Genomic DNA, 18,348 nt, shown 5'->3' with positions numbered 1-18,348 from the left:
CTGAGGGCGGTTGGCAGGACGAGGTGCTGCGAGAGTTGCGGGGCGCCGCGTCCGAGTCGGCGGGTCCAGCTGCTGCGGCGAACGCGAACGAAGCGACGGAGTACGGGGCTTCGGCGGACCAGAAGCCAGGGACAGACGCCAAGACACCTCTCCCGGTCCGTCACCCCGACGATCAGAGCCCCAACCCCGGACAGCCACTTGCCCCGCGCACCGCATCGGCGGCACCCCACGGTGACGTACCGCAGTATCGACCCGAGCACCCGGCGCCGCTGCCTGAGCAGGGCTCGCAACCGGTGTCCCTGCCCCGCCTGCCCACCATGCCGCCTCCCTACGCAGCCACCCCGCCCACGCCTGCGCGTTCGGCTCCCTCCGCGGCCCAGCCCGAGGAGAGCGGCACACCGGTGGTCCGCCACCGTCCCACCGGCCCCGGCCTTCCCTTCTCCACCCCCGAGTCCGTCCCCACCATCGACCCGCGGCTCGCCCTCGCGCTGGGGAAGCCGTTGCGCGGGGATTCCGTGGCGCGGCGGACCGGGCAGTCGATCCGGCGGCTGACCTCGTCGGCCTCCCAGGAGGTCGCCGAGGAGACGCGTATCGGGCGGGAGTTGCAGCAGCCGGTCACCACCGGCCGGGTGATCGCTGTGACGTCGATCCGGGGCGGTGTCGGTAAGACGACGACCGCCGCGCTGCTCGCCCGTACGTTCACCCACTACCGGCACGACCCGGTGCTCGCGCTGGAGGCGGACGCCGCGCTGGGCACGCTGCCGGTGCGGCTCGGCGCGGAGTCGGTGCGCTGGTCGTGTGCCGAGCTGGCCCACATCCTGACGCCGTCGATGCAACTCACCGACATCACCGGCTATTTGGTGCCGGTCACGGGCGGCGGCTGGCTGCTGCCCGCGAGCCAGGGACGCCTCGGCGCCCCGCTGGACATCCGCTCCTACCGCACGGTGACGCTGGCGCTGCGCCGTTACTTCGCCGTCACGGTCGTGGACTGCGAGGCGCTGCCAGGTGAGGTGGCCCGTACCGCGATGGACACCGCACACGGCCGCGTGGTGGTCGCCCCGCTGACCGCGGAGGGCGTGGGCGGCACGCGCATAGTCCTGGACTGGCTGGCCCAGTTGCCGCACGAGGCTCTCGCGTCCACCGTCGTCGCCCTCACCTCGGGCACACCCGATCTGAACCTCGACCTGAAGACGGCCACAGCGCATCTGCGTGAAACAGGGGTCACCATCGTGCACCTGCCCTACGACCGGCATCTCGCGGCCGGCGGGCCCATCCGTACGGAATTGCTCGGCTTGGTCACGCGCGGCGCGGCCACCCGGCTCGCGGCGGAGGCGCTGCAGCGGGCGGTGCAGGTCCGTTGACGCAGCATCTGGTCCACCGCCCCGCCCGCGCCACCCGGCCGCTGCCCCCAGCCGGGGCGCGCACCATCGAGCCGCCGCCGAACCTGCCCGAGGGCAAGATGGGCAGCGCGGCCACGGCCCTGTTGCCGATGGCCGGTGTCATGGGGTCCGTGGTGATGATGACCGTCATCCGCTCCAGCCAGTTCGCGGGCCTCGGCGCGGTCGTGCTGGTCATCGCGCTGCTCGGGGCCGTGGCGCTGTTCCTGTCGCAGCGCGGCAAGGCGCAGCGGCAGCGGCGGGTGCAGCGCGAACGGTATCTGGAGTATCTGGAGGAGCTGCGTGAGGAGTTGGGCGCGGCCGAGCGGGAACGGCGCCGCGCCGCACGGGAGTTGAACCCTCCGCCGTCGGCTCTGTATGACCTGGTGCGCGATCCGGCGCGGCTGTGGGAGCGGCGGCGTACGGACGCCGATTTCCTGCGCGTACGCGTAGGTGTCGGTGACGTACCGGTGCAGGACGTGGTGGTCGGGCAGAACTCGGCGAGCGGGGTGCTCACGCCGCCGGATCCGTTCATGCTGAACGAGGCACGGGCGCTGCAGGCGCGGTTTTCGACCACCGCCGACCATCCACTGACGGTGCCGCTGGACCGCGTGGGCAACGTGACCGTACTCGGCGACCGCGAGGGCGTGCTGCGGGTCGCCCGGGCGTTGCTTGTGCAGGCCGCCGTCGCGCATGCGCCGGACGACATGGCGCTCGCGCTCGGCGTACCCGCAGAGCATGTCGAGGAGTGGGCATGGGTGAAATGGCTGCCCCATGTCCTCGATACCGACGAGCTCGACGGGCCGGTGGCCGCCCGCCGTATCGCGCCCGATCTCGCTCAGCTCGCCCGCCTCATCGGCGTGGACCTCAAAAAGCGTGCCTCCTACGCCGCCGAGGTGCGGCGCGGCCTGTCCGACCGCACGGCGCTGAGTCTCGGCAGCCGACTGCTCCTGGTCAGTGACGAGTACGGACAGAACGCTGCCGAACTGCCCCGGCCGGATGCGGCGGTTGCCCTCGGTGACATGGGCGTGACCGTGTTGCACCTGCTCGCCGAGCAGGTGCACGAGCCCGATCAGGTGTCCGTGCGGATCACCGTCGATGGACAGCAGGTCACGGTCGACGACCTGCGGGGCGAGCACATCGTGCGGGTCTCGGGCGTCCTTGATCCGGCAAGTGCCGCCGGCGCCGAGGGGCTGGCCCGCATGCTGGCGCCGCTGCGCCTGTCCCCGGAGTCGGCCGCCGACGGCACGCCGGTGTCCGGCCCGGTGGACTTTCCCGAACTGCTGGGTATCGACGATCCGGCCGCCCTGGACCTGGCCCGGCAGTGGGTGCCGCGCGGTGACCGTGACTTCCTGCGGGTGCCGATCGGGCTGGACGACCGGCACGAGCCGGTGCTCCTGGATTTGAAGGAGTCGTCCGAACTCGGCATGGGGCCGCACGGGTTGTGCGTGGGCGCCACCGGTTCCGGCAAGAGCGAGCTGCTGCGCACCCTGGTGCTCGCCCTGGTGACGACGCATCCGCCCGAGGATCTGGCGATGGTGCTCGTCGACTACAAGGGCGGGGCCACCTTCGCCCCGTTCACGAGCCTGCCGCACGTGGCGGGCGTCATCACCAACCTGGAGAACCAGGCCGGTCTCGTCGAGCGCGTGCACACCTCGCTGGCCGGGGAGATCAAACGCCGTCAGCAGGTCCTCAAGGACGCGGGGAACATCTCCGACATCGGCCACTACCGGGCGCTGCGCGCCACCGCCCGCCCGGACCTCGAACCGCTCCCGCACCTGTTCGTCGTGATCGACGAGTTCGGTGAACTGATCACCGCCAAACCGGACTTCATCGACCTGTTCCTCTCCATCGGCCGCATCGGCCGCTCCATCGGCGTGCATCTGCTGCTGTCCAGCCAGCGCATCGAGGGCGGAAGGCTCAAGGGCCTGGAGACCTATCTGTCGTACCGGCTCGGGCTGCGCACGTTCTCGGCGGACGAGTCGCGTACGGTCCTGGAGACCACGGACGCCTTCAATCTGCCGCCGCTGCCGGGCTTCGGCTATCTGAAGGTCGACACGTCCACGTACACGCGGTTCAAGGCGGGCTTCGTTTCCGGCGCGTACCGCGGGCCCGCGGTACGCGATGCGGTCGCCGCCGACGAGCCGTCGGCGTGGGCGTATCCGCCGTACAACACCCTGGCCATGCCGACAGGGGCGGCGGTGGGTGACGACGGCGTCGCCGCGCCGCGCGAGCGGGACAGCGGGCCCACCATGCTGTCCGCCGTGGTGGACCAGCTGGCGGGCGCGGCCGAGCCGGTGCGGCGGATCTGGCTGCCGCCGCTGCCCGATACGGTGACGCTGACGGGAGCGGCCGGACCGGTGCAGGCGTCGGCGGACGGGCTGCAACTCGCCCGTCGGGACGGCCCGTTGCGGGTGCCGCTCGGTGTCCTCGACGGCCCGGCACGGCAGTGGCAGGGCCGGTGGGTGCACGACCTGAACACGGCCGGCGGGCACACGGCCGTCATCGGCGGCCCGCAGTCCGGCAAGACCACCCTGCTGCGCACCCTGGCCCTGTCCCTCGCCGTCACCCACACGCCGCACCAGGTCGCCGTCTACGGCCTCGACCTGGTCGGCGGCGGTCTGAGCGCGCTGTCCGGCCTGCCGCACGTTGGCGGGATCGCCGGGCGCGCCGACCACGAACGTGCCGCCCGCACGGTCGCCGAGGTGCGCACCATGCTCGCCGAGCGCGAGGCCGTCTTCCGCGAGCACGGCATCGACTCCGTCGAGCAGCTGCGTGTCCTGCGCGAGAGGGGCGAGCTGCCCGAACTCGGCTCCACGGAGGTGGTGTTGCTCATCGACGGGTTCGGCGCGCTGCGGGACGAGTTCGCCGACCTGGACGACGCGGTCGCGGACCTGCTCAAGCGGGGGAGTGGTTACGGCATTCACGTCGTGGCCGGCATGCTCCGCTGGAACGATGTCCGCATCGCCACCCAGTCGATGTTCGGCAGCCGGATCGAACTGCGCCTCAACGATCCCGCCGACTCCTCCGTCGACCGCAAGCTGTCCGAGACCCTGTCGGCCGACACCTCGGGCCGCGCCCTCACCGACGGCAAGCTGTTCGCGCACGTCGCCCTGCCGCGCCTGGACGCCCTCGCCTCGCCCGTCGGTCTGGGGGCCGCGCTCGAGGACGCCGTACGCTCGGTGGGCGCGACCTGGCACGGTGAACTGGCGGCTCCCGTACGGGTGTTGCCGACCCGGCTGCCCGCGCAGCGCCTGCCGTCCGCTGTCGCGGTACCGCACGCGGTACCGATCGGCGTCGACCAGGAGTCCCTGTCCCCGGCTGTCCTCGACCTGTTCGGCACCGACCAGCACCTGCTGGTCCTGGGCGACAACGAATGCGGCAAGACCAACCTCCTCCAGCTGATCTCCCGTGCGCTCGTGGACCGATACAGCGACGACGAGCTCGTCTTCGGCGTCTTCGACCCACGGCGCGGCCTGCGCGGCGTGATCCCGGAGCCGTACCGCGGCGGCTACGCGCACAACGCGAAACTGTCCGCCGCCCTCGCCACCGGCATCGCGACCGAACTGGAAAAGCGCCTCCCGGAGACCGCCGACCCCGACGCGGTGAGCGACGAGCCAGCCTTCACCGGGCCGCGGATCGTGATCGTCGTCGACGACTACGACATCCTCACCGCTGCCGGCCAGCAGCCCCTCGATCCGCTCCTGCCGTACATTTCCTCGGCCCAGGACATCGGCCTGCACTTCGTCGTCGCCCGCCGCGTCGCGGGCGCCTCGCGCGCCCTGTACGAGCCGTTCCTGACGACGCTGCGCGAGACCGGTGCGACGGCCCTCGTGATGACCGGCGACCGCACCGAGGGCCAGCTCTTCCCTGGCCTGTACGCCTCTCCGCAGCCGCCGGGCCGGGGCACCCTGGTCCGCCGCGGCCGGCGCCACCTGCTGATCCAGACCGCCCTCGCGGCCGAGACCAACCCTGTGGAGAACCCGGCGTGACCAAGGACGTCATCGCGCTCACCGAGAAGATGCCCGACACCCGCTCACTCCTGGCAGCCCTGCACGCCGGCGGCCCCGAGCTGAACCTGACCGCCACCGACGACGGCGCGGTCATCCAACTGTGCACGGCGGCCGGGCGCCCGCTGGTCTCGGTCGAGTCCCCGCTGCTCGTCCACACACCCGGCGAAGCCGAACGCCTCCTCGGCCCTCAAGCAACCGCGCCCGAGCCGCCGTTCTGGTGGACCGAGACCCGCGCCTCCACGGCCGTCCCCGAAGCGGAAGCCCTGGCGGGGTCGGTGTGCGGACGCCTGACGATGCTGCTCGGCGGGACGACGTGGCCGCCCGGTGCAGCCCACACCGCCCGTGTCGCAGCCCCCGACGACGCGACAGCCGCGCAGCCGCACACACCCACGCCCCCCAGCGCCGCGGACGACAACCCCACCGAGACAGCCGCCTCGGCTCCCACCCCTGTCCTCCCCGCTGTCGACGTCCTGACCGACTCGACGGCAGTCGTCCTGGCCGACCGCCCGCTCGTCCCCCTCACCAGCTGGCTCTCGGACATCCTGCGCACCACCGTGCAGGCGAACCGCGCCCTCCACCTCGTCACACCACCCCACGTCCGCCTCAGCCTTCCGTTGCGCGCCGCGCTGGGCGGCGCCCCCAACCGATGGGTGATCCAAGATCCCGCAGGCGGCTACTACGACGGCCTGTCCGGCGTCCGACTCGCCTGGCTGGGCGGCACGTTCACTCCGACCGGCACCGCCGTCGCCGACGCCTTCACAGCATCGGCTACACCCACCGGACAACGACAGCTCACCGTGTCCTTCCGTACGGTGCATACGGCCGACACCGACCTCCTGCTCGGTCACGCCCTCGAAACAGCGTGGCGCCACCTCACCGGCGCGGCACCCTCTGGCTGGGGCACTGCAGAACCCGTCAACCTCCCCTGGTCCCGACGCCAGTTGACCGATCTCGCCCGCAACCGGGCCCCCGCACCCACCCATCTCATTGCCATCGGCTCACCCGACCGCCCGGCCATCGCCATCCACCGCATCACCCGCACCACTGCCGGCGTCGCCGAGGACACGACTCTCACCCTCGGCTACACCGCCCCCGCCGAAGTCCCCCTGGACAGCCTGGAATCCCTCGCCGCGACACTCGTCGACGCACACGGCCTGACGACGATGCTCACCACCCTGCGCAACGCCCGCGCCGACCTCACCCTGCCCGCGCACCTGGAAGCCCCACCCCTCCCGGTCTCCTTCACCCTCGGCCCACGCGACATAGGGACGATCGGCCTCACCCACGCCCGCCGCCCACCCCTCGCCACGAAACCGCGACAGCTCGGCTCCCTCAGCTGCCCCGCCTTCCACTACCCGCTCGGCGACGGAACCGACGCCGAAGCCTGGACGGCCTTCCAAAACCTCGCCATCCACCTCAAGAACGGCCCGGGCAGCACCAGTTCGTAACAGCTGACGAGGCGACGCCTTCGACTGGGCTCCCGGCTCCACTGACGGGGCCACTGACGCGTACCTGATCCGATACTTCCTGAAATGGACCACGAGCCGTCGGCCCGCCCGCCAACTCGCCGACCGTTCCATCCCGAGGCGGAGCCCCCGGAACCTGCTCGATGAGGACGATCGATGGCTGCTCCTCCAACGCTGCCCGACCGACGATGCCCTGCCTGCGGACTTCCGGGCTGCTGGCGTGATCACCCTACTGTTCGGTCCGTCCACCGAACGTCTTCTCCACCTGACGCCCGAGCACCTCAGGTTCGGCGACAAGCACGCCCACCTGGTCCTGGGCAGCCACCCCGCGGTGCTGCCTCCACGAGTCGCCGAACAGCCTCAGTTCTCACAAGCCCATTCAGGTGCTTGGTGGCTCTTCCTGGGCAAGCCGATCTCGACGCACGGCATGACCCAGTAACTAGACAGGCACGGCCTCTCAGACTCAGGCCGGGCCGGTCCGCAGATGGTTCACAACCGGTCCCGGAGTGGTCAGTGGCTCTGCGGACCGGCGTTCCCCCGTGCTCGACTGCACTCGATCGGAGGCTGTTGGCCGGTCATCAACAAGCACAAATGTCAGGAAAGGACGGACGGCATGAAACCCGTGACCCTCGGGTCGATAGGTGTCGGCATCACGCTGGCGGCCTGCGCATCGCTGGCATCTGCCACCCGGCCAGGCGGCCGATGCGCCGGCGCCGCCTCCGACATCTCGCCCCAGGCGTCCTCCTACCCGGAGCTGATCTTCAACGGCAAGCCCCTCTGTGCCTGGCCGTCTACGGTGGGTCCGGCGTCGGCGCCGGCGCCAGACTGGTGCAGTGGAACTGCCACACGCAGACCACCGCGTATCCGAACCAGTGGTGGAGGTTCACCACATTCGGCTCCACCGTCATCCTCATGAACGGGAAGACAAACCTCTGCCTCGGCATCGAAGGGGGCGGCGCCACTCAAAGGGGCAAGGCAGTGCAGAAGCCGTGCACCAACGCCTTGGACGTCAGCTGGCACCGGGAATGGCTCGGCAGCGACCTCATTTCTGGTCCGAGCATGATCGGGAACTCATCCTCGGCGTCGACGCGATCATCTGGTAGCCGCAGGGCGGACAGCGCGGGGCATGAGGTCGGCCTATCGGGCCCCTCCGACGCGATCGAATACGGCCTCGACGGGACACGGATCGCTTTGCCGTCGAGTGATACGTGGGGGCGTCGGTAGGTCACCCGGTTGGCCGTCGCCCACATGGTGCTGGAGTGACAGAACAATGAACGGAAGACTGCGAGCCGGTGGGTTCTCCCGCGGCTTGGTAAAGGGACGCCATAGGTCTTCACAAGAGATCTTGTCTCTTTCCTCACGCCGCGCTTACAACTTGGTGCCGCAGCCTGCGTGATCGCGGTGACGACGTGACGCATCGGCTGGTCCTTTTCTGTGCGGTGCGTTGGTAAGGGTCGGTGGGTGGGGTGCGTCCGCTGTCGCGGTGGCGTGTGTGGCTGGCTGTGGTGCCGTTGGTGCTGTCCTTCTGGGCTCAGGACGGAGCGGCCGCCTACGCGGCGACGCGTCCGTCGGCCTCGCTGGGGGCCGGGCTGGACCAGGTGTGGAAGTGGCTGTCGGGCTCGGACGGTTCGGGGCCGCGGTCGAAGACCGGCTCGGCGCACGACGTGCGCACCGCGAAAGCCGGCAAGGGACAGCCTTCCGGGAAGGCGCCGGGCAAGGGCAAGGGGCAGCTGGCCGCCTGGAAGGCGCCGCGCACTCAGGCCAAGAAGGAACGTTCCGGCAGTGCATCCGTGGGCTTCAACGCGAAGACGAGCAAGCGTGTGGCCGCGAGGTCCGGTGCCCAGTTCGACTACTTCCAGAACGCCGACGGGTCGTTCACCCGGAGGATGTCGCAGTCCAGGATCAACTACCGGGATTCCTCCGGGACTTGGAAGTCCATCGACACCACCGTCGCGAAGCGTGCCGACGGCCGCTGGCACGAGAGGGCCAACTCCCTCGGTGTGTCCTTCGCGCCCTCCACGGCGACGGATGGTTCCGTACGGCAGTCCGCGCTGCGGGGGAGCGGCGCGGGCTCGGTCGTGCCCGCCGCCCTGGCCTGGAAGCCGACGAGCTCCGCCCTCCAGGCCGACTACGCCGACGACCCGACGGCCACCCCCAGCCCCACGGTCAGTTCCGGGGCCTCCGCCCAGGGCGACCTGGCGACCCTGACGATCTCCGACTCCGAGTCGGTGTCCTGGTCGCTGGCCGGCGCGAACTCCGTGACCGGCACGGCCTCCGGCTCCGGCGTCGAGTACGACGGTGTGCTGACCGACACGAACCTCGTCCTCGCGTCGACCGCGGACGGCGTGAAGGAGTCCCTCGTGCTGACGTCGGCGAACGCGCCGACCAGTTGGGTCTTCCCGATGTCCCTCAAGGGCGTCACGCTGACCACGGCGTCCGACGGCACGGTGGAGCTGGTGGACGGCAGCGGTACGGTTGCCGCGACGCTGCCCCAGCCGTTCGCCCGTGACTCCTACGTTGATCCGGCCACCGGTGAGTCCCACGACAACTGGGGCATGACGTACAGCGTCACCGAGGTCGACGGCGCCCCGGCCGTGAAGATGTCGCTGGACCCCTCCTGGCTCGCCGGCTCCGACATCGCCTTCCCGGTGACGGTGGACCCGACGATGACGGTGTCGACCGCCGGCCAGACCCTCACGACGTATGTGTACTACCCGAATACCGCCGACTACTCGTCGGACACGATCATGCGCGTCGGTACCCCGGATGGCGGCGCGTACATCGGCCAGGCGTTCATGAAGTTCCTCGGGCTGCCGGACACCGACGGCTACCACATCACCGCCGCCGACCTGCATCTGTTCGACGTGTGGGCGTACACCTGCAGTTCCTCCACGTCGTACAACGTCATGCCGATCACGCAGCAGTGGTGGGTGACCGGCCAGAAGTCCTGGTCGGACCGGCCGGCGACGGCCGCCTCCATAGGCACCTGGTCGGGCACGGTGTCCGGCACGGTGTGCGGGAACACCTCGGTGTCCACCGGCACCGGCCAGTGGCAGACCACCAGTCTGGACACGGACTACTTCCAGAAGATCGCCCTGGGCCAGACCAGCAACTACGGTCTGTCGGTGTTCTCCTCGGGGACCAGCTCATCTCAGTGGAAGAAGTTCGACTCCTCCCAGGTCGACTCGCACGCCCCGTACGTCACGGTGACCTACAGCAAGAACTCCGCCCCGGACATCGAACACACCTATCCCAAAGCGAACTTCACCTCCCCCTCCCTGCGCCCGCAGCTGCAGGTCAAGGCCGTCGACCCCGACTCCTGGCCCACCTCTCCGCTGAAGTACGACTTCGCGGTGTACTCCTCGGCGGGCAAGCAGATCGATACCTCCGGCTGGCAGTCCTCCACCAAGTGGACTGTTCCGTCAGGAGACTTGGGCTGGTCGACGTCGTACTACTGGACGGTGTCGGCGTACGACGGCTGGTCGACCACTACCAGCAGCAGCCAGCCTCTGTCGACGCTGGTGGCGCAGCCACTGGTCGCGTCCCGGCTGGCGCAGAACGGCGGTCACGGCTACGACGAGGAGGCCGGCAACTACACCACCTCGGCCACCGACGCCTCCGTCTCCACCGTCGGCCCGTCCCTGGAGGTGACCCGCTCCTACAACTCCCTGGACACCAGCACCGCGGGGGCCTTCGGCGCTGGCTGGTCGGCGCTGGCCGACATGCGGGCCGTGATGGACGACGACGGTTCCAAGAGCGTGGTGGTCACTGATGACGGCGGCAAGCAGGAACGCTGGGGCTATTCGTCCTCCGGGTACACCTCGCCCACCGGCACCTACGGCACCTTCAAGGCGCTGTCCTCCGGCTACTCGCTGACCGAGACCTCGGGCACGACGTACACCTTCAGTACCGCGGGAGGCACCAACATGTGGCTGCTGTCGCAGATCAAGACGCACGCCGGGCTGACCGAGACCTTGACCTACGACTCCTCGTACCGGCTGAGCACCATCAAGAACGATGTCTCCGGCCGGACCCTGTACTTCACCTGGTCCAAGCCTTCCGGTGCCGCTCACTACCACGTCCACACGGTCACCACCGATGCCGCTACCAGCGGAGACACCTCCACCGCAGCTCTGTGGACGTATGGCTACACGGGTGACCAGCTCACCGCCGTGTGCCCGCCGTCCACCACCAGTCCGTCGACGGCGTCGACGTCCTGCTACGCCTACACTTACATCGCGGGCTCCAACTACTCCTCGGCGGCGCTGGATGCCGGCCCCAGCGGCTACTGGCGCCTCGACGAGTCGTCCGGCAGCACCACCGCGGCCTCCTCCGTGCTGGCCAACGAGCAGACGGACGCGGGCAGTTACAAGAACGCTACGCTGGGCAGCACCACCGGGCCGCTCACCGGCTCGACGGCGAAGGCTCTGACCCTCGCCGGCACCGGTTACGCGAAGGTCCCCGCCGGGCTGCTGCACGCCAGCACCACCCGCGCCCTGTCCCTGTGGTTCAAGACGTCGAAGAAGGGCGTCCTGATCGGCGACCAGTCCAAGGCGGTCGCCGGCACCACGGCCACCGGTACCTGGACGCCGGTCCTGTACGTGGGTTCGGACGGCAAGCTGCACGGCCACTGGTGGAGCGTGAGCGGCTCGGGCAGCGCCGACTTCGGCTCCACCGGCACCGTCACCGACAGCACCTGGCACCACGCCGTGCTCAGTTCGGACGGCAGCACCCAGACCCTCTACCTTGACGGCACCAAGCAGGACACCTTCTCCGGCACCCCGGACGACCAGGACAACGCCTACACCTACATCGGCGCCGGCTTCGCCACCTCCTGGCTCGACTCGCCCGGCGATGTCAGCTACTTCACCGGCTCCATCTCCGACGTCTCCTTCTACAGTCACCCGATCACCGCCTCCCAGGTCGACGACCTGTACGCCGACGGCACCGCGAGCGCGGCCCTGCTCACCAAGGCGTCCAGCCCCGTCGGGCGTACCACTGCGGCCGTCGCCTACGACACCGACGCCGACCGTTTGACGCAGGTCACCGACGAGAAGGGCGGCACCTGGAAGCTGGGCACGCCGAGCGTGGCCGGCTCCAGCGCGGTCTACCGGGGCACTGTGCTCGGCGCGGACCCGGCCGGATACTGGCAGTTGGGCGACGACAACACCGGCGGCGCGGCCACGTACGCGGCCGACGAGGTCAACGGCGGCGACGGCACCTACAACAACGTCACCCTCGGCGTCAGCGGCCCGTTCAGCGCCAAGGACAGCACCGCGAGCACGGCAGCCTCCTTCGACGGGACGAGCTCGTACGTCTCCGTACCGGCCGACCTGCTGCACACCGACACCAAGCGAAGCATCGGCATCTGGTTCAAGACCACTACCTCCGGCGTGCTGATCGGCGACCAGTCCACCGCGATCGACGGGGCCACTGACGCCTCCGGCACCTGGACCCCGGTCTTGTACGTCGGATCCGACGGCAAGCTGCACGGCCACTGGTGGAGTGTGAGCGGCTCGGGCAGCGCCGACTTCGGCTCCACCGGCACGGTCACCGACAACGCGTGGCACTACGCGGTGCTCAGCTGCGACGTCGACAGTCAGGCGCTGTTCCTTGACGGCACCAAGCAGGACACCTTCTCCGGCACCCCGGCCGACCAGTCCAACAGCATCACCTACATCGGCGCGGGCTTCGCCAAGGGCTGGATCGACTCGCCTGGAAACGTCAGCCACTTCAAGGGTTCGATCGCGGAAGCCGCCTTCTACGACCACAATCTGACGTCTGCTCAGGTCGCCACGCAGTGGAACGCTTACAAGCAGTCCACGGGCACCGTCGCCACCGAGTCCGTCGCCGTCACCGACCCCGGCAACAACACCCTGACCAGCACCTATGACCTGTCCAACGGTGGCCGGATGCTGACCGACACGGACGGCACCGGAGCCACCACCTCCTATGGCTACGACACCTCCGGCTTCCTTCACACCACCACCGACGGCAACGGGAACGTGACCACCACCGGCCACAACTCCCGCGGCGACGTGGTCTCCCGCACGACCTGCCAGGACCAGTCCGCCTCGAAGTGCTCGACGTCGTACTTCACGTACTACCTCAACGCCAACTCCGATACGGACCCGCGCAACGACCAGCTGCTGACCTCCTCGGACGGCCGCTCCTCCAGCTCGTCGGATACGACGTACCAGACCGTCAACACCTATGACACCAACGGCAATCCGCTCACCAAGACGGCCCCGGCGGTCACCGGCCACAGCGCGGGCCTGACGACGAAGAAGACGTACACCAGCTCCAACACGCCCAGTTGGGCCTCCGGCATCTACGCCCCGGCCGGCCTGCTGGCCTCCACGACGACACCGGGCGGCGCGGTGACGTCGTACGTCTACCACCCGAACGGTGACCTCGCCCAGGAGACCTCACCACTCGGCCTGGTCACCCGCTACACCTACGACGCGCTCGGCCGCGTCCTGACGAAGACCGAGATCTCCGACACCTATCCGGCTGGCCTGGTCACCCGCTACACCTACGACCCGCTGGGCCGCGTCCTCACCGAACTCGACCCCGGCACGACGAACGCCGTCAACCAGGCCGTCGTCCACACGGCCCTGACGACCAAGACGTACGACGCGGACGGCAACACCCTCACCACCACTGTCTCCGACACCACCGGCGGCGACACCGCCCGCGCCACGAGCACCGTCTACAACGACTTCGGCGAACCGAAGACCGTCACCGACGCCGAGCAGCACAGCACCGGCTTCACTTACGACGCCTACGGCAACAAGCAGGGCGAAACCGACGCCGACGGCCAGGTGTATGCCTTCACCCACAACGCCAACGGCAATCTGCTGACGACGACGCTCACCAACTACACCGGTTCCTCGGCCACTTCGCAGACGGCCGCCGCCAAGCTACTGGAGCAGCGGGCCTACGACGCGGGCGGCCGCCTGTACACGATCACTGACGGCATCGGCGTCACCACCACGTACGGCTACTACGACAACGGGCTGACCAAGCAGATCACGCGGACCGGCTCCTCGGACACGGCCTATGTCGACGAGCAGGACTCCTACGACGACGCGGGCAACCTCACCGCGAAGACCACCGCGAACGGAACCCTCAGCACGTCGTACACGGTCGATGCCGCCGACCGCACCACGGCGACCAGCGTGGACCCGAACACCCTGGCCCGGACCACTGCGTACACCTTCGACGACGACTCCCGGCCGCTGACCTCGACGCAGACCGACGCGGCGGGCGACCCGGCACAGAAGTGGACGTACACCTACGACGCGGCCGGCGACACGCTGTCCGCCGCCCAGTACGTCTCCAGCTCCCTCACCCTCACCACGAAGGCCACCTATGACGAACGTGGCCTGAAGGTCACCTCGACCGACGCGCAGAACAACGTCACTGCCTATGCCAACGACGAGGCCGGCCGGCCGACCACGACCACGAGCCCCGCGATCACCACGACCACACCCGGCACCGGCGCGACCGCCACCCTCTACCCCACCACATTCAACGGCTACGACACCTTCGGTGACCGCACCGCGGCCGAGGACGCCAACGGCCACATCACGGCCACCGCCTACGACCGCGACGGCCGCAAAACCGGCACCACCCTCCCGTCGTACAACGGCACATCCGCCACCACCGCCTGGACCTACGACGCATCCGGCGACGTCCTGACCGAGACCGACGCCAAGAGCAAAACCGACTACGCCTACGACCAGTTGGGCGACCTGGTCCAGCAGACCAACCCGGCGATCAGCATCTCCGGCACCGACACCCGCGGCACCATCACCTACGCCTACGACCTCGCCGGCAACCGCCTGACCGAGACCTCGCCCTACGGCGCCGTCACCCACCACACCTTCGACGACCTGGGCCGCGACAGCAGCACCTGGGCGTACGTCTACACCTCCACGAGCGCGCAGACGAAGCAGGAGACCGACACCGCCTACAACACCGCCGGCCAGGTCGCGAGCACCACCTCGGTCAGCGGCGTCACCGCGAAGTACACCTACGACGTACTGGGCCGCCCCCACACCACCGCCGACACCACCGGCGACACCACCACCTACAGCTACGACCTGCGCGACGACGTCATCAAGACCGCCCTGCCGGACCAGACCGCACAGACGGCCACCTACGACGCGGCCGGCCGCAAGACCGCCACCGCGAACCTGGACTCCGGCGGAACCGTGCTGTCCTCGACATCGGCGACCTACAGCGACGACGGCGAGCTGAAGACCGTCACCGACGCCCGCCAGCACACCACCAGCTACGAGTACGACGCCCTGGGCGACCTGACCAAGCAGACCGAGCCGGTCACCGACAGCGCCTCCATCGTCACCAGGTACGGCTACGACGCCGCCGGACACGAGACCTCCTACACCGACGGCAACGGCGACACCACGTACGCCACGTACAACTCCCTCGGCCTGCCCGCGAGCAAGGAAGTCCCGGCCGTCACCGGCTACACCAGCGACGCCGACCGCACCACCACCTACACCTACGACGAACGCGGACGCCTCGTCACCCAGACCGACCCCGGCGGCGTCACCCTCACCAACACCTACGACGCCCTCGACGACCTGACCGCACAGACCGGCACCGGCGCCGACGCCACCACCGCCGACCGCCACTTCACGTACTCCCTGAACGGCCACCTGGTCGCCTCCGCGGTCGGCAACACCTCGGAGTACTACGACACCAACGCCCTCGGCGACATCCTCACCACCTCCGGCCAGGCGGGCAGCTCGTCCTTCACCTACAACGCCGACGAATCCCCGGCGACCCGCACGGACGCCTCGGGCACGAACACGTACACCTACGACACCGACGGCCGCCTCAACACCGACACCGACGCATCCACCGGCACCACCCTCACCTACCAGTACAACTCCCTCTCCCAGCCCAAGTCGGCCACATACGGCTCGGCGGGCGACGTGCGCAACTACGGCTACGACACGCTCCACCGCCTGACCTCCGACACCCTGACCACAGCCTCCGGCACCACGGTGGCCAAGGTCGCCTACGACTGGGACAAGAACGACAACCTCACCACCAAGACCACGACCGGCGTACAGGGCGCCTCGGCGAACTCGTATGCCTACGACTACGCGAACCGCCTCACGTCCTGGACCTCGGGCTCCACGACCACCGGCTACACCTACGACGCCGACGGCAACCGCCTGACCGCGGGCTCCACGACGTACACCTACAACGCCCGTGACCAGCTGACCTCCGACGGCACGCTCAACTACAGCTACACCGCCCGCGGCACCTTGTCCGCCAAGGGCTCCACGGCGTACACCTTCGACGCCTACGGTCAGCAAGTCACGGCCGGTGCAACGGCGTACACGTACGACGCGCTGGGCCGTGCGATCACCGCCGGTTCGACCACGCTCGCCTACTCCGGCACCGACAACACGGTCGCCTCCGACGGCACGAGCACCTACAGCCGCGACCCATCGGGCGCCCTCACCGGCGAGTCCTCGGCGACCGGCACCACCCTGGCCTGGACCGACCTGCACACCGACGTCATCGGCCAATTCACCGCGACCGGCACCACACTGACCGGCTCCGCCAGCTACGACCCCTGGGGCACCACCACCGCGTCCACCCTGACCGGCAGCGCCGGCTACCAGAGCGAGTACACCGACCCGGCCACAGGCAACGTCAACATGCACGCCCGCTGGTACAGCCCGAGCACGGGCGGCTTCAACTCGGCCGACACCCAGAACAACAGCCCCGTCGGCGACTCCGCCAATGCCAACCCCTACACCTACGCCAACGGCGACCCGCTGCTGCTGATCGATGTGACGGGTCACGACGCCGGCGCTGCCTGGTCTGCGTTGGAAGGCATGTTCGGGGCTGAAGGGGTGAACCTCGCAGACGACTGGAACCCGGTCGGCTGGGCCACTGCCGGTGGCATAGCGGTGATCGGTTTGGGCGCCGCGGGGTACGAGTACTTCCAGGACTCCCACCCACTGACCCACGAGTCCGGCGCCACCTATACCAGCTCCGCCCACACCGCGTCCGGCGAGTGCGTCGACTACTGGTCGATGGCCTGCCAGACCCGCTACAGCAGGACCACCTCCAGCGGCGGCGGTTCCGGCAGCACCTGTTACTACTGCGGTGGTGGCGGAGTCAGCCCTGCGGAGGCGGCCGCTGCGGCCGCCAGGGCAGCGGCGGCGGCAGCAGCGGCCGAGGCCGCCCGCCGCGCGGCGATCCGCGCACACGCCATCAAGATCACCGCGTCCATCGGCAAGGCACACCTGACCATCCACTCGATCTCCACTGCAGCCGAACCTCCGACCGTCCGCATCAACATCGGCAACTCAGTTCGCAACGCGGCCTCGGCCGTCGCAGCCGGGCTCACCACGGCCGCCGTCTGCGTAGTCACCGGGGGCTGCTCCGGAGACGACGATGACCAGGGGAAGAAGAAGGACTCCTGCAACACCGGAGCCGGTTTCACCAACCCAGGGATCGTCTACCTGCCGCGCCACAAGCAGGCCGGCGAGTGCGTGGCCACCGGCGCGTTCGCCCAGCTCACCCAGGCCAACTACACGCCACCACCGCGCCCGAAGCTCGGTTTCGCCCTGCCGGGGCTGAACTCACTGCCCGCGCTGAACCGCTCCCGGGCGCATCTCATAGGCTTCGCGATGGGCGGATCGAACACGGACACCAGGAATTTCGTTCCCATGTACCAGAGGGCCAATCAGTGGATGTACGACCATGCCGAGGACCCGGTGGTCGAGGCCATCAAGGGCGGCGGCAGCGTCTACGTCGAGGCATACCCGATCTACGGGAACAAGAAGTCGACGGTTCCGACTGCGGTCCAGTACTTCACCTCGGGTTCCGTGCAAGAGGAATGTGTGATCAAGAACAATGCGACGGCCGCAGGCAGCTACTGTCAGCAAGGAATGTGGTAATGACTCAACCGAAGAGCGGTGCCGATCTGGTTCAGTTGCTGGGCCGGCCGATGCGTCCGGACAGCACAAAGGAACTGGATGAGGTAGCGGCGGACTGGGGTGTGCGATTCCCCAGTGATTTCGTGGAAATCGCGAGCCGTTACGGCGACGTCGTCATCTGCGAGTACCTGCTCCTGTGCGGAGGGCGCAGTCTTCGGCAGTACGCCGACCTGATGGCGGCGGCCATGGAGGAGTCGAGGACCGTGCCGCACCGGGTGCTTCCGTCACCGGGGGGCGCGCTCCTGTGGGGAAACACCATCGAGGGCGACCAGTTGTTTCTCGTCGACCGGGGTGGAGGTCGTTGGACCGTGTCGGCGTTCCGCCGCAACTGGCACGACTGGTACGACACCGACCTGGAATTCGGCGAGTGGTTTCCTCGGATGCTGGCCGGCGAGATCGAGACGGACTGGATGCCCGAGTGGCCGACGGCACCGTACGAACTGGAACTCGTGGACTAGAGGATACGTGTCGATGTCCTATCGGGCAGGGACGTTCCCGC

The 18,348-nt window shown here is 69.1% G+C and carries 7 protein-coding genes; all 7 read left to right on the top strand.

The annotated features are described in order from the left end of the window. The first annotated feature begins 293 nt into the window (after positions 1–293). Positions 294–1,361 (top strand): MinD/ParA family ATP-binding protein, encoded by a 1,068-nt coding sequence (locus P2Q00_RS28360; RefSeq protein WP_275775785.1) that lies wholly within the window; start codon positions 294–296, stop codon positions 1,359–1,361. After that, positions 1,358–5,368 carry a type VII secretion protein EccCa gene (eccCa, locus tag P2Q00_RS28355; RefSeq protein ID WP_275775783.1) on the top strand — a complete coding sequence of 1,337 codons (4,011 nt, stop codon included), beginning with the start codon at positions 1,358–1,360 and terminating at the stop codon, positions 5,366–5,368. The genes P2Q00_RS28360 and eccCa overlap by 4 nt, the downstream gene beginning before the upstream one ends. Then, the gene (locus tag P2Q00_RS28350; protein WP_275775781.1) at positions 5,365–6,837 is read left to right on the top strand and encodes a DUF6177 family protein; all 1,473 of its coding nucleotides are present in this window, start codon (positions 5,365–5,367) and stop codon (positions 6,835–6,837) included. The genes eccCa and P2Q00_RS28350 overlap by 4 nt, the downstream gene beginning before the upstream one ends. 238 nt (positions 6,838–7,075) lie before the next feature. After that, the gene (locus P2Q00_RS28345) at positions 7,076–7,294 is read left to right on the top strand and encodes a hypothetical protein (RefSeq protein WP_275775780.1); all 219 of its coding nucleotides are present in this window, start codon (positions 7,076–7,078) and stop codon (positions 7,292–7,294) included. Between the two features lie 152 nt (positions 7,295–7,446). Then, on the top strand, positions 7,447–8,079 hold the full coding sequence (locus P2Q00_RS50970) for an RICIN domain-containing protein (RefSeq protein WP_369293689.1): 633 nt from the start codon (positions 7,447–7,449) through the stop codon (positions 8,077–8,079). A gap of 242 nt (positions 8,080–8,321) precedes the next feature. Then, positions 8,322–17,810 carry a LamG-like jellyroll fold domain-containing protein gene (locus P2Q00_RS28340; protein ID WP_275775779.1) on the top strand — a complete coding sequence of 3,163 codons (9,489 nt, stop codon included), beginning with the start codon at positions 8,322–8,324 and terminating at the stop codon, positions 17,808–17,810. Then, positions 17,810–18,307, top strand: a complete 498-nt coding sequence (locus P2Q00_RS28335) for a hypothetical protein (RefSeq protein ID WP_275775778.1) — start codon at positions 17,810–17,812, stop codon at positions 18,305–18,307. The genes P2Q00_RS28340 and P2Q00_RS28335 overlap by 1 nt, the downstream gene beginning before the upstream one ends. The last annotated feature ends 41 nt before the right edge of the window (positions 18,308–18,348 follow it).

The organism is Streptomyces coacervatus, from assembly GCF_029223485.1.
Classification (GTDB): domain Bacteria; phylum Actinomycetota; class Actinomycetes; order Streptomycetales; family Streptomycetaceae; genus Streptomyces; species Streptomyces coacervatus.
The sequence above is the reverse complement of the archived record's forward strand: the minus strand, read 5'-3'. Positions and strand labels throughout refer to the sequence as shown.